The organism is Vibrio sp. Isolate22 (assembly GCF_022398115.1).
Lineage (GTDB): Bacteria > Pseudomonadota > Gammaproteobacteria > Enterobacterales > Vibrionaceae > Vibrio.
The window spans coordinates 22,528-36,400 of sequence record NZ_JAKEUW010000025.1; the positions used below are offsets into that span (position 1 = coordinate 22,528).

A 13,873-nucleotide genomic window follows, 5' to 3' on the forward strand; every position below is an offset into this window, starting at 1 on the left:
CACTTATTTCCTGACACTTATATTATGTAAGCCTTGAACTAACGTTATTTTCGTTGTGTATAAATAACGTTGCTTGTGTCTATGAAATGAAAACAAGTTGCATAATCGAGCGCAAGTCTACTACTTGCGTATTTTCTTAACAACCGAACTTTTTCTAGTTTATGAAGTGCTAAATTAGTTTTTTCTCAATAACTTAGGAGCAATTCATACGCCTAGCCTAACATGTAGCTAGTGAGCATAAACCTTTGGTTTTATAAACTGATACTAAATATCTATTTTTTGAAGCAATCTCATAATTAATACGCAACTAAATTCACCTTCATAATTGTAGGGAATATAACGACGAGCCAAATATACAATTAACAAATATAATTATGCTTCATACTCGTTTATTTCCACGTCATCGCTTGGCGCTCGCTTGCTTACTTTCTAGTGCATCTACTTTCTCTTTTGCTCAAAGCCAATGTGAGGTGTCTGAACTTCAATTGTCACCTGATCTCGCTCATGCGGTTTCACTAGCCGACAACAGTTGTTATAGCTCTTGGTTCTCTGCATCAAAAAGTTCGTTATCCAATATCTACAGCGAAAACAGCCTGATCCAAATTAGTAATCTACTGAACTTAGAGATAGCCCGTTACCGAGGTGAATCTGAGCAAGCACGTAAACTTGAAAACTTAGGTGAATTTGTACGTGCAGCTTATTACGTTCGTTATAACGCGCGAGAAGAAGATTTTTCAGAGGCTTTGAGTGAGCGCTTTGCACACTCAACCAATGCATTTCTTGCTAATCCTAATTCGCTAAACCAAGGGCGAGAACAAGTCGGTGCGATGAAGAGCCTGACTTTAATGGTCGACAACGTGAAGCAGCTTTCACTCACTATGGATGCACAACTTGCGGCACTTAGCCACTTCAACCGTGAAACGGCGCAAGACACACAGTGGGTCGATGGGCTCAATAATCTATTTCGAGCGATGGCCGGCCATGCCGCTCGAGATGATTTCTACGATTACCTAGCAAACAACACTCAGCATATAGATACACTAGCGACGTTTGCTCGCGACAATCGCTGGGCTTTGGATACTGACGCAAGTTTTCTGGTTTATAACGCGGTGCGCGAGACTGGAAGGTTGCTAGCAAGCCCAGATAAAGCGACTAAAGATAAAGCGTTGCAGGTGATGCAAGATGTGATGGCGCAAAATCCATTGGGCAGTGAGCACGACAAACTGTGGCTAGCGGCCGTAGAAATGCTGGGATACTTTGCACCAGAGGGTTTGAACGGGCTCGATCTTGAACAGGCGAAACGCGACGTTGCTCGACGTATCTTACCTAACCGCTACGAGTGCCAAGGTCCTGCTATTCTTCGCTCTCAAAATTTAACCGAGTCACAAGCTGTAAAGGCATGTGATGTATTGGCGGTAAAAGAGGCAGACTTCCATCAAGTGGCCAATACTGGGCAGCAACCAGTGGCTGACGACAACAATCATAATGTTGAGATCGCGGTATTTGGTAGCAAAGGCAGTTATGTTGACTACTCTTCATTCCTGTTTGGCAATACGACAGATAACGGTGGTCAGTACTTAGAAGGCAATCCGGCCGACTTGGATAATGTAGCGCGTTTCGTGGCTTACCGTTACGACAATGGGGATGAGCTCTCCATTCTGAATTTTGAGCATGAATACACGCATTACCTAGATGCACGCTTCAATCTACATGGTTCATTTAATGATAACTTGGCTCATGGTTATGTAGTGTGGTGGTTAGAAGGCTTCGCTGAATACATGCACTACAAGCAAGGCTACGATGCTGCAATTCGCTTAATTGATAGTGGCAAGATGCGCCTATCGGATGTGTTTGCGACCACTTACTCTCATGATTCGAATCGTATTTACCGATGGGGGTATTTAGCGACTCGCTTTATGCTAGAAGAGCATCCTAATGAAGTGCAAAGCTTACTGGCGCTGTCTCGCTCTGGTCAGTTCGCTGATTGGGCAAAGCAGGTTAAGGTGCTTGGCCAGCAGTACGATGGTGAGTTTGAGCGTTGGTTAGATACGGTAACGATTGAAGATAAGCCAGAACCCGGAGAGCCAACTGAGCCGACAGAACCAAGCGAGCAAATCAAGGTTCTTGTCGCTAACCAAAGCGTGCTGTTAAGCGGTGAAGCGTACACTGAGCAGCTGTTCTACGTTGACGTGCCTGAGAACACGACCCATTTTGAGGTATCAATTGAAGGACAAACTCAGGGGGATGTAGATCTCTATATGAGTTACAACCGCGCTGCGCATTACTATGACTTTGAGTTCAGCCAGTATGGCAGTGGCAGCAATGAGATGGTGTTATTTGAGCCAGAGGCGACGGGATATATTAAGCCCGGTCGTTACTACATGAGTGTTACGGGACGAACTGAATTCAACGGCGTGAAGCTGCTTGCATCGTTGGAAACAGAGCAACCCGTTCCACCCTCTCCGGAGCAAGATGACCTAACACCTGTGGTATTAGAATCAAGTAAAGCTCATCTGTTTACGGTTCATCAACAACGTTACGCTGCCGTTTATGTTCCAGAGGGGGTACGAGAGGTTCGCGTATGGCTAACTGATCAAAACAGTGGTTCAACAGAACAAGGTAATGTTGACCTGTTTGCGAGCCGTGCATATTGGCCAACCGCTGGGCAGCATGACTATGCGTCGGATTATCGTGGCAGCAATGAGTATCTACAAATACCAGTGACTGAGGAAGGGTACTTACATTTCTTGTTAAGTGCAGAGCAGCAAGGTGATGATGTCGAGATGTTGGTCTATTTTCATTAAGGCACATATCTCGATTAGGTGAAATAACAAGCCGAGTATGGACACTCGGCTTTGTTTTCTGACAGTTTTCTGTGTTTATAGAGTCGTTACACCAGAATCTCTGATTAAGTGATGACATTGGCGGTTTAAGCTTGTAAGCATATGAAACACCGAGATAACGGTGTGGTCACTTGTTAAAACTGAATGATTTATTTAGTGAGGATTTATGAAGAAAGCACGATTAACATCACTACTTGGAGTAGCGACTTTAGTTGGCGTGGTTGCTCTGGCTGGATGCAGTCAGAATGGTGAAGTGATGACTCAATCACAAGAGAATAAGAATCCGATCTGTAGTACTAAAAACCTAACAGGTGGTTGGTCGAAAAGTGAAGTCACACCACAAGCAGAGCAAGCGTTAGACGCCGTGCTTAGTCAAATGAACACGTCTGCAAAGCTTAAACAGATTTTGAGTGTTCGAACTCAAGTTGTGGCTGGTTTGAACTACGCGATTGAGTTTGAAATGGATAATGGTGAAGTGTGGAATACGATCGTATACCGCTCTCTACAAGGCGATATCGAAATGGTTCAGGCCGCCCAGCAAGGCAGGTTGTGCCAATAGCCTCAATTAGATATCGAACATAATATCTCACACAAAAATGGCTCCCGACTGGGAGCCATTTTTATTCTGGTTAGTGCTTTATCTCGAGCTAGTAACGGTTTATTACGCCTCAGATAATTCAGGTTCTGATGCTTCGCTTTCGGATAACTCCACAACGCAAGCTCGGCTGATGTCTTCATCGATGTACGCCATGCCCAGTTTGTTCAGGTAATCCATGCGGTCTGCAGTACGAAGATCGATATCTGGGCCTGCAATGTCGTTCTCTTGGTAAACCTTAGCGAGGTGCGCCATGAACTGTTCACCAACACTCATCATCAGTAAGCTCATTGCGCCAACGTCTGGTCTTACTTTAGCGCGTTGCTTTTCAGATAAATTCACCTCTAATACGACAGGCTGCTCTTCACCTTCGAAACGAACGCTGCGCTCTCTCACTGTTTGTTGTGCCCAGTAGTACGCAAGCTCTTTGCTCTGAGTTAGGAAGACCGGCTCGACAGATTCTGTGTAGTTATTGCCGATGGTTGCCATGGTTTTTACGGCGGCTTGGTTGAGTGCTTTATCGCCCGAGCGTTTTAGCCCTTGGCCTTTAATGGAAGCGATTAATGCTGAAGAGGTTCCGTGATACCAAGTATCACCTGTTGCGAAACCGTTTTCTGATAGCAGTGTTTTTGCATCTTGTAGGTGTTTAGGTATTGAAGTCATAGGCGCTCTCAATCAAAAGAAATTTCAACAAACAGGAATCTCATAAAACATGAATACAGTTAGCTTAAACCGAAGTTGCTCACTTGGCCGTGGGTTAGGACACAAATCTGAGACTTTGAGATAAAGCCGGCAGTACAAGCTTTATCTCAAAGCCTTCCCCCGGATCTTACCGAAGTAAGAGAGAAGGGCGGGGGAGGCTTTAGTTTTAGTGACTAATCAAAAAAGTGCTAGCGATTAATCAAATTGGTTCGATGTATTGAGTTCACCGGCTGCTTTTAGTGCGTTTTCACCCGCGAAGTACTCTTTGTGGTCATCACCCATATCTGAACCAGACATGTTTTGGTGTTTAACACATGCGATACCTTGGCGGATCTCTTTACGTTGAACGTTAGCAACGTAGCCCAACATGCCTTGGTCACCGAAGTACTCTTTAGCAAGGTTGTCAGTAGACAGCGCTGCAGTGTGGTAAGTAGGCAGAGTAATCAAGTGGTGGAAGATACCCGCTTCACGAGAAGCATCTGCTTGGAACGTACGGATCTTGTCGTCAGCACGCTGAGATAGTTCAGATTCATCGTACTCAGCGCTCATTAGGTTAGCACGGTCGTATGCAGAAACGTCTTCACCAGCTTCAACCATCGCATCGTATGCTTGTTGACGGAAGTTTAGTGTCCAGTTGAACGATGGAGAGTTGTTGTATACCAGTTTTGCATTAGGGTGTACTTCACGAACGCCATCCATCATCTCTTTGATCTGACCGATATGAGGCTTCTCTGTTTCAATCCAAAGTAGGTCAGCACCCGCGTTGATTGCTTCAATACAGTCAAATACACAGCGGTCTTCACCAGTACCTTGACGGAATTGGTACAAGCCAGATGGTAGACGCTTAGGACGTACCAGCTTGCCTTCACGGTTGAAGCAAACGTCGCCTTGTTTCATGTCCGCTACATCGATCTCTTCAACATCTAGGTAAGAGTTGTAGATGTCACCTTGGTCGCCCGGCTCTTTCACTACTGCGATTTCTTTTGTTAGGCCAGCACCTTGTGAATCGGTACGAGCAACGATGATGCCGTTGTCGATGCCTAGCTCAAGGAAAGCGTAACGAAGTGCACGAAGTTTCGCGTGGAAATCAGCGTGAGGTACGGTTACTTTGCCGTCTTGGTGACCACATTGCTTCTCATCGGCAACTTGGTTCTCGATTTGTAGACAACAAGCACCAGCTTCAATCATTTGCTTAGCCATTAGGTAAGTCGCTTCTGCGTTACCGAAACCAGCATCGATATCCGCGATAATTGGCACTACGTGTGTTACGTGGTTGTCAATTTGGTCTTGGATGCGATCTTGTAGGTCAACATCACCCGCTTCACGAGCTGCGTCTAGTTCACGGAATAGACCGCCTAGTTCACGTGCATCTGCTTGGCGAAGGAAGGTGTATAGCTCTTCAACTAGCGCTGCAACTGATGTTTTCTCGTGCATTGATTGGTCTGGTAGTGGACCGAACTCTGAACGAAGTGCTGCAACCATCCAACCAGAAAGGTATAGGTAGCGGCGATCTGTTTTACCATCAAAGTGCTTCTTAATAGAAATCAGCTTTTGTTGGCCGATAAAACCGTGCCAGCAACCTAGAGACTGAGTGTATTGAGAGCTGTCTTTATCGTAAGCCTCCATATCCGCACGCATGATATCTGCCGTGTATTGTGCGATATCTAGACCTGTTTTGAATTTGTTTTGAGCTCTCATACGAGCAGCAGATTCAGCATCGATTGCATCCCATGGAGCACCTGCAGCGCTTTTTGCAACTTCTATCATTTCGATATCTTGTGTAATTTGCGACATAACTATTCCTTAGTTTCACGTGGGTATGGTTGCCAACTTGGCTTGGATTAAAACTTTGCTATGGACAAAGAATAATCACACATGTGATAATTTTGTTAATTTATAGTTATTATATTCGGTATTTTTTATATGAATATTGCTCGTATAGACCTTAATTTACTTGTGTATTTAGACATGTTGCTACGTGAAAGAAACGTTACGCGAGCAGCGAATCAGTTGGGGATTACTCAGCCTGCAATGAGTAATGGACTGCGCCGATTACGCGACCTACTTGAGGATCCGTTGCTGGTCAGAACAAGTGAAGGAATGGTGCCAACCGAGCGCGCGCAAAAGTTGCAACCTTTGATTCGCAACATCTTGGCGAATGTAGAAAAGACCTTGCAACCGACGACGGAATTTAACGCAGAAGACAGTGAGCGCGTATTTCGTATCATGGCGAGTGACTATGCTGAATCCACCATTATCCAGCCGTTATTAAAAAGGTTGAGTGAGATAGCGCCGAAAATACGCCTAGATATTATGACGCCAAGTGACGTGAGTTATCAGGATGTAGAGCAGGGTACCGTTGATATCATCATTAACCGCTTCGACGATATTCCTCAGTCTTTTCACCAGATGAGCCTTTGGCACGACGGCTTCTCTTGCTTATTTAGCTGCGACAATCCGATAGCTGACAATTTCGATATTCTTTCTTACTTAAAAGCGCAACACATTTGGGTGAGCAAAACCGGTATGGGTACGGGGGTCGGGATTAACCCAAGTGAAGCGCAGAAACTAGGTTGGATCGATGAAGCGCTAATGCGTATAGGCAAAACCCGAAACATTACTGTGTTTACTCGACACTACCTGTCAGCGATTCTATTCGCTCAACAAAAAAACCTGATCCTTACCATCCCAACCAAAGCAGCACAGCTGCAACGCAACAACCCTAAGTTATTGATCAAACCCGCTCCTTTCGCCATCGAACCTTTTGAAGTGAAGATGGCGTGGAGCCCGTTGTTACAAACCAATCCAGACCACCAGTGGATGCGTCGCTTGATCAAAAGTGTCGCCAATGAAATAGAAAGTGGTGTGACGGAATAGCCCTATTTTTAGGGTATTTCTTTTGTGAATGTCCATTATAAGTGGCATAAATTAGCTAAATTTTCGTCAGTTACGTAAATTTAAGTGAGTAGTCAGTGATTAACTTGAGAGAGATTTTATGAGCAGTCGTATTCAACAGGGAAGCTTGAACATAGATAGCACCCTCTACCAACTAGTTAATGAACAGATCATCCCTGGCACGGGTATTCTTGCAGAAGACTTCTGGCAGTCATTTGCAACCATACTCAAAGATCTGGCACCAAAGAATCGTGCATTGCTTATCAAGCGTGAAGATCTCCAACATCAAATCGATGTGTGGCACCAAGAGCGTGCTGGTCAAACACTGGATGCTGCAGAATATAAACAGTTCCTACAGCAGATCGGCTACCTAGTACCTGAAGGCGATGACTTCCAAGTAACGACTGCCAATGTTGAGCCTGAAATCGCAACGCAAGCTGGGCCGCAGCTTGTGGTGCCAATCACGAACGCGCGATTTGCACTTAACGCAGCAAACGCGCGCTGGGGCAGTCTATATGATGCGCTCTACGGCACAGACGTGATCAGCGAGAGTGATGGCGCAGAGAAAGGCGGTAGCTTTAACCCGGTACGTGGTGCCAAAGTGGTGAGTTATGCTCGTGGTTTCCTTGATGATGCCGCACCGCTCAATGGCGTTTCTCATAAAGACGTGACCAAATACAGCATCAGCAATGTGAGCATCGGCAACACGCTTACGGCGACTCTCGATAACGGCGAAGAAGTCACGCTAATCGACCGCAATCAATTTATTGGTTATCAAGGTGACGCTAGTGCGCCGTCTTGTATCCTGCTTAAACACAATAACCTTCATATCGAAATTCAAATCGATCCTAGTGCGCCAATCGGCAGCGTGGATGCAGCCGGTATTAAAGATGTGCTTGTGGAATCAGCACTGACTACCATTATGGATTGCGAAGACTCAGTAGCCGCCGTAGATGGTGAAGATAAGGCATTGGCTTACCGCAATTGGTTAGGCTTGATGAAAGGTGACCTACAAGAGTCGCTAGAAAAAAATGGCAAAACTATTGTTCGTAGCCTGAATCCAGATCGCCAATACACCAGCGTAACGGGTGGTGAGATCTCGCTTAAAGGTCGAAGCATGTTGTTTGTTCGTAATGTTGGTCATTTAATGACGAACCCTGCGATCATTGATGATGAAGGAAATGAAGTCCCTGAAGGCATCATGGATGGCATGATTACTTCACTGATCGCTATGCACGATTTGAAAGGTAACAGTGCTTACCAAAACTCGACCGCTAACAGCATCAATATCGTAAAACCTAAGATGCACGGCCCTGAAGAAGTGGCATTTACCAATGAGCTTTTTGGTCGCATTGAAGATGCATTAGGTCTTGATCGCTTTACTATTAAAGTCGGCATTATGGATGAAGAGCGCCGCACCTCTGTGAACTTAAAAGAGTGTATTCGCGCCGCTAAAGATCGTGTTGTGTTCATCAACACAGGTTTCTTGGACCGAACGGGTGACGAGATTCATACGAGTATGGAAGCGGGTCCATTTGCTCCTAAAGCACAACTTAAAACCATGACATGGATTGGCGCTTACGAAGATCAAAACGTTGATCTGGGCTTAGCTTGTGGCCTGCAAGGTAAAGCCCAAATTGGTAAGGGTATGTGGCCAGAACCAGACAACATGGCAAAGATGATGGATGCCAAAATTGGTCACCCACAAGCGGGTGCTAATACCGCTTGGGTTCCTTCGCCAACCGCTGCTACTTTGCACGCATTGCACTACCACAAGGTTAGTGTGCCGAGTCGCCAAAAAGAGCTGCGCGAGCGTGTGAGAGCAAACGTTGACGATATCCTTACTATTCCTCTACTGGGTAATCAAAAGCTGACTGCACAAGATATTCAAAATGAATTGGATAACAACACGCAAGGCATTTTAGGTTACGTAGTGCGTTGGATTGACCAAGGTGTTGGTTGTTCGAAAGTTCCTGATATTAATAACGTAGGACTCATGGAAGACCGTGCCACACTGCGTATTTCGAGCCAGCACATTGCAAACTGGTTACGCCATGGCATTTGCGATGAAGCCCAAGTTATGAAAACGATGAAGCGCATGGCTGCTGTTGTTGATGAGCAAAACGCTGGGGATCCAAGCTACCAGAATATGGCGCCTAACTTTGAAAACAGCATTGCGTTTTCTGCAGCGTGTCAGTTGGTGTTTGAAGGCTGTGCTCAGCCAAGCGGTTATACCGAGCCAGTACTCCACGCTATGCGCTTGAAGCTGAAATCACTTAAGTAGCAAAACAACCGGATAATAAGAAAGAAAAGAATAACAACGATAAAAGTAACCCCCTTTAACCGAGCCCAAGGTGCCGCGCAATATAGCGCGGCTTTTTTTTGTTTTCGTTTCAGAGGGGTTGAGGAGCGAGGAGAAAAGCCTAGTTCCACCGAAGCCTTAATTTCCACCGAAGCATAGATACTTAATATCCATGTACTCATCGATGCCTTCTTTTGCCCCTTCACGACCAGTGCCCGACTGTTTCACCCCACCAAACGGTGCTACTTCAGTAGAGATCAAGCCGTCATTGATGCCAACCATACCGTATTCAAGCGCTTCTGCGACCTTCCATACACGGTGAATATTCTGGCTGTAGAAGTAAGACGCTAAACCATAAATGGTATCGTTCGCCATCTCGATGAGTTCTTCATCGCTGTCGAACTTGATAACTGGAGCGACAGGACCAAAGATCTCTTGTTGAATTATGTCCATGTCATGTTTCACGTCTTTAAGAATGACGGGTTGAATAAACTGGCCATCGAGTAATTGAGTTGGTGTCACTGGCTGTGCACCTTGCTCAATCGCTCGGTCAATTAAGCTTTGGATATTTTGCTTCGCTCTTTCACTGATGACTGGGCCAATATTGACGCCTTCATCTAAGCCATTTCCGACCTTAAGCTGTTGTACTGCTTGGTCGAACTTAGCCACAAATTCATCGTGTACCTTGCTGTGGATATAGAATCTGTTAGCACAAACACAGGTTTGCCCTGCATTTCGGAACTTAGATGCCATTGCACCTTGTACGGCAGCATCGATGTCTGCGTCATCAAACACAATAAAGGGTGCGTTGCCGCCAAGCTCCATTGAAGTACGTTTGATGCCTTTGGCGGCTTGCGCCATCAAGATGCTGCCAACACGGGTAGAGCCGGTAAATGAGATCTTTTTGATTAATGGATGAGAGGTAAACAGTTCGCCGATTTGTTCCGGACTAGTACCTAAAACCACTTGAATAAGGTCTTCAGGGATTCCAGCTTGGTAAGCCAGTTTAACGACCGCAAACGCAGAAAGTGGTGTCTCGTCAGAAGGTTTCACAATAAAACTACAGCCAGCCGCCAATGCAGGCGCTGCTTTACGCGTGATCATCGCCACGGGAAAGTTCCATGGCGTGATGGCACAGGCTAACCCAATCGGTTGTTTGATGGTGACTAGGCGTTTATCTGCCGCAGTACTTGGGATCGAATCGCCGTAGGTGCGCTTGGCTTCTTCGGCGAACCACTCAATAAAGCTTGCTCCGTAAACCACTTCGCCAGTGGCTTCTGCCAACGGTTTACCTTGTTCCATGGTCATCAAGCGAGCAAGATCATCTTTGTTTTCAAGGATCAACTTATACCAATTATTCAGTAGCGCAGCGCGAGTTTTGGCTGGAACTTTTGCCCACTCTTTCTGTGCGATATTTGCACGCTTGATAGCGTTATCTAGCTCCACCTCGGTAGAGATTGGCGCATAGCCAATGAGCTCACCGGTTGCTGGATTGGTGACCGTAACCGCGCTATCTGCTTCTGTCACCATAAAAGAGAGTAATTGCTTGTTGTTGATTTTGAGCATTGTGGTTCCTTATTGATGATTACTTAACACATGTTGACCTAGTGAGTGAACTTACCGCTGTCGATGAGCCAGATAGCCTCTAACTCTTTATTGCTGGCCCCAGTTGTCCGCTTCGATTTTCGCTAATGCTTTCGCCGCTTTTTGCAGTGCAGGCAAAAACTTAATCGCTTCATCTGGCTTCACTCGAATCACAGGTGCTTGAATTGCTAAACCAAGGTTGGATTGACCGGTTGGTGATGGGATGAGTACCGCAATACACACCAAACCTGGAAGAAACTCTTCATCGTCAATCGCATAGCCTTGGATCTTCGCTTCTTCGATATCTTGTTCCAGAACGGAGTAGTCGGTAATGGTTTTTACTGTGTACTGCGTCAGAGGTACATTCTCGATCAGACGTCTGCGCTGCGATTTCGACATGTGAGCCAAAAACAGTTTGCCGGTAGCCGAGCAATGCACGGGAACGCGGGAGCCTGGCTGAAGGTGGAAACGAAGTGGGGCTTCCGTTTCTGCACGGTCAAGGTAGATGATCTCGCCACTCGATAGCGCTGTCAGGTTGCAGCTCTCGCCAACTTCTGCACGTAGGTTTTCAAGAATCGTGCGTCTTGCACTGTGCATAGTGCTATTGAAGAGTAGGTTTTCGGCCAGTTTTCTGAGTCGAGTCCCCGAGCTGTAGTGCTTGTCGTCACCATCTCTTTGAATGATGCCTGCTGATTCCAGTTGTTGCAGCATACGGTGTAACGTCGGTTTAGGGAGCCCGGTTTCTTCGACTAATCCTTGAAGAGAAATGAATTCGTCTTTCTGTGCGATTACCTCTAATAGAGCAAAAAGTCGAAGAGTTGGCGTATCTCCTTGAACTTGTGGTGTTTCTGTTTGCATACAGTGATTCATCCTTGCGATATGTCTATGTGTAAGAGTGTACATAGCAAATCAATTTCCTTCAATTATCTGAATAATATTTGACCTTTTTTATTATTTCAATAATATAAACTTAAATTATGGAACAATTAATCTCAATAAATGGAATTTTATCATGAAGGCAATTGAACGGATTATTGATAAGGCGCACTTAGATCGTAAGCGTGTGGTGTTGAGCGAAGCGGAAGATCCTCGGATACTCGCCGCAGCACGATTAGCGGTTGATAAGCAGCTCGCCCATATCACGCTAGTGGGGGATGAGAAGGCGATCATTGAAGCCGCGCAGTTGCATCATATTAATCTTGCTGGCATTCACATTGTTTCGCCTCAAACGTCAGCTTTGAAAGCCGTGTTAGCTGAGCGTCTATATGAGTTAAGAAAAGCTAAAGGTGTGACGTATGAAGATGCTTTGGAGAAGGTTAAAGATCCACTTATTTTTGCCAACTTGATGGTAAGGGAAGGGCTGGTTGACGGCACAGTAAATGGTGCGGTGTATACCACTTCTGATGTAGTACGAGCCGCGCTGCAGATCATCGGCCCTGCTCCCGATAGCGAGTTGGTGTCGAGTTTCTTTCTCATGATGTTGTGTGAGCCTTTCCATAACCTAAAAGGTGGTCTGATTTTCAGTGACTGTGGTTTGGTGATTAACCCCAATGAAACTGAGCTGGCATCAATCGCGGTTGCCGCTTCTCAAAGTGCTCAGGCGTTGCTAATGGAAGAGCCCAAATTGGCGATGCTTTCATTCTCTACCAACGGTAGCGCGAAACATGAGTCGGTCGATAAGGTGCGTAGTGCTGCGCAGATAGTGAAACAGCGTTGCCCTGGTATTGCGGTTGACCAAGATGTTCAGCTTGATGCAGCGATTGTTACCGAAATCGCGGCCAAAAAGTTGCCTGATTCCGAAGTGAAAGGTCAGTCGAATGTATTGATCTTCCCGAACCTTGAAGCGGGCAATATAGGTTACAAGTTGGCAGAAAGGTTAGGTGGTGCGGTGGCTATTGGTCCTTTGCTCCAAGGGTTGAATCAACCGGCTAATGATCTGTCGAGAGGCTGTAGCGCGGAAGACATTTTTAACGTGATTGCGGTGACAGCAGTTCAAGCGCAGCAAGGTAAAGCAGCAAACTCAACTTTTGATACCGAAGCTAATGTTGAAGAGAAAGAAGAATCAGAATTTGAGTTTAGGTATTAAGCCTTAATTAGCCAAAGCTGAATACCTAGAGCTCGCCCTTCCACTAAATAACAAGTATCGAATTAGGATTGCTAATGGAGTTACCGGTTTTACTCGCTATTTTGGCCACCATTGCGCTAGGCACCTATTTTCAAACTGTCACGGGCTTTGGGTTAGGCATCATTGTGATTGGTTTGACGGTCAGTCTTAATCTGGTTTCCATTAATGTTATTGCCGCCGTAGTTAGCATTGTCACCTTGTTCAATTGCTTGGTTGCTTTAATGGGCAAGCCGTTGCTTGGTGAGCTAAAAATCCTTGTGGTGTTAGTGCTCGGTATTATCCCTGGGGTTTCGCTGGGGGTGTTCTTATTGGGCGAATTGAGCGAATCTGCAACGCATATCCTACGAGCTTTGTTGGGTGCTATGGTGTTATTCGCTGGTCTGAGTTTTATGTTCAAACCTAAAACCAGAACAGAGCGCTCAGCAACCCTATCATTTTTTGTGTCAGGTTTTAGTTCTGGTCTAGCGGGTGGGCTGTTTGGTATGGCGGGTCCACCGATTGTTTATCATCTTTATAGGCAACCTTTTACGCTCGATCTAGTACGAAGCACACTACTGATGGTGTTCGCTTGCACGTCGATGTCTCGTACCGTGAATGTTTACGCTGCAGGCGATATGGAAGCGAGCATATTGTGGCTATCTGCGATTGCTATTCCTTTGGTGGCGCTTGTCACCATGTTTGCGCGGCGCTTTCCGCCTCCCTTGTCTAATGATCAATTGAGGAAGTTGGTGTTTGGTGTATTGATGTTGATTGGTGGATATTTGATGGCCGTGTCGGCATGGTCACTGTTGGGCTCTCCGTAAAATCCGCTCTATCAGTGAGGCTAG

10 protein-coding genes are annotated in these 13,873 nt (G+C 45.8%); 6 read left to right on the top strand and 4 right to left on the bottom strand.

Annotation, left to right across the window (positions count from 1 at the left end; genetic code table 11):
• The first annotated feature begins 374 nt into the window (after positions 1-374).
• Both L1D55_RS15095 and L1D55_RS15100 read left to right on the top strand, forming a co-directional pair.
• Positions 375-2,804, top strand: coding sequence for a M9 family metallopeptidase (locus L1D55_RS15095; RefSeq protein WP_239918007.1), 2,430 nt, complete (start codon positions 375-377; stop codon positions 2,802-2,804).
• 205 nt (positions 2,805-3,009) lie between these two features.
• Positions 3,010-3,402 (top strand): cystatin domain-containing protein, encoded by a 393-nt coding sequence (locus L1D55_RS15100; RefSeq protein WP_239918008.1) that lies wholly within the window; start codon positions 3,010-3,012, stop codon positions 3,400-3,402.
• Positions 3,403-3,504: 102 nt separating this feature from the next.
• On the opposite strand, the gene L1D55_RS15105 is transcribed toward L1D55_RS15100, so the two are convergent.
• Complete coding sequence (locus L1D55_RS15105) at positions 3,505-4,101, bottom strand: hypothetical protein (RefSeq protein ID WP_239918009.1); 597 nt, start codon at positions 4,099-4,101, stop codon at positions 3,505-3,507.
• Positions 4,102-4,335: 234 nt separating this feature from the next.
• A complete protein-coding gene (locus L1D55_RS15110; protein WP_102425310.1) occupies positions 4,336-5,934 on the bottom strand; it encodes an isocitrate lyase in 1,599 nt (532 codons plus the stop codon).
• 129 nt (positions 5,935-6,063) lie between these two features.
• On the opposite strand from L1D55_RS15110, the gene L1D55_RS15115 reads away from it, so the two are divergent.
• Together L1D55_RS15115 and L1D55_RS15120 are read left to right on the top strand one after the other, a co-directional pair.
• The gene (locus tag L1D55_RS15115) at positions 6,064-7,017 is read left to right on the top strand and encodes a LysR family transcriptional regulator (protein WP_008215742.1); all 954 of its coding nucleotides are present in this window, start codon (positions 6,064-6,066) and stop codon (positions 7,015-7,017) included.
• A gap of 118 nt (positions 7,018-7,135) precedes the next feature.
• Entirely contained in the window at positions 7,136-9,319 is a 2,184-nt protein-coding gene (locus tag L1D55_RS15120) for a malate synthase G (protein WP_239918010.1), read from the top strand.
• 156 nt (positions 9,320-9,475) lie between these two features.
• On the opposite strand, the gene L1D55_RS15125 is transcribed toward L1D55_RS15120, so the two are convergent.
• The gene (locus L1D55_RS15125) at positions 9,476-10,903 is read right to left on the bottom strand and encodes an NAD-dependent succinate-semialdehyde dehydrogenase (protein ID WP_239918011.1); all 1,428 of its coding nucleotides are present in this window, start codon (positions 10,901-10,903) and stop codon (positions 9,476-9,478) included.
• A gap of 87 nt (positions 10,904-10,990) precedes the next feature.
• Positions 10,991-11,779: an IclR family transcriptional regulator gene (locus L1D55_RS15130; RefSeq protein WP_239918012.1), complete on the bottom strand. Its 789-nt coding sequence runs from the start codon at positions 11,777-11,779 to the stop codon at positions 10,991-10,993.
• 154 nt (positions 11,780-11,933) lie between these two features.
• On the opposite strand from L1D55_RS15130, the gene pta reads away from it, so the two are divergent.
• Together pta and L1D55_RS15140 are read left to right on the top strand one after the other, a co-directional pair.
• Positions 11,934-13,007, top strand: a complete 1,074-nt coding sequence (pta, locus tag L1D55_RS15135) for a phosphate acetyltransferase (RefSeq protein WP_239918013.1) — start codon at positions 11,934-11,936, stop codon at positions 13,005-13,007.
• Between the two features lie 74 nt (positions 13,008-13,081).
• A complete protein-coding gene (locus L1D55_RS15140) occupies positions 13,082-13,849 on the top strand; it encodes a sulfite exporter TauE/SafE family protein (protein ID WP_239918014.1) in 768 nt (255 codons plus the stop codon).
• Positions 13,850-13,873 lie beyond the last annotated feature (24 nt).

Coding starts and splice junctions, on each gene's coding strand:
- L1D55_RS15120 (WP_239918010.1), top strand. CDS start 7,136: ATGAGCAGTCGTATTCAACAGGGAAGCTTGAACATAGATAGCACCCTC.
- L1D55_RS15110 (WP_102425310.1), bottom strand. CDS start 5,934: ATGTCGCAAATTACACAAGATATCGAAATGATAGAAGTTGCAAAAAGC.
- L1D55_RS15125 (WP_239918011.1), bottom strand. CDS start 10,903: ATGCTCAAAATCAACAACAAGCAATTACTCTCTTTTATGGTGACAGAA.
- pta (WP_239918013.1), top strand. CDS start 11,934: ATGAAGGCAATTGAACGGATTATTGATAAGGCGCACTTAGATCGTAAG.
- L1D55_RS15130 (WP_239918012.1), bottom strand. CDS start 11,779: ATGCAAACAGAAACACCACAAGTTCAAGGAGATACGCCAACTCTTCGA.
- L1D55_RS15140 (WP_239918014.1), top strand. CDS start 13,082: ATGGAGTTACCGGTTTTACTCGCTATTTTGGCCACCATTGCGCTAGGC.
- L1D55_RS15105 (WP_239918009.1), bottom strand. CDS start 4,101: ATGACTTCAATACCTAAACACCTACAAGATGCAAAAACACTGCTATCA.
- L1D55_RS15115 (WP_008215742.1), top strand. CDS start 6,064: ATGAATATTGCTCGTATAGACCTTAATTTACTTGTGTATTTAGACATG.
- L1D55_RS15100 (WP_239918008.1), top strand. CDS start 3,010: ATGAAGAAAGCACGATTAACATCACTACTTGGAGTAGCGACTTTAGTT.
- L1D55_RS15095 (WP_239918007.1), top strand. CDS start 375: ATGCTTCATACTCGTTTATTTCCACGTCATCGCTTGGCGCTCGCTTGC.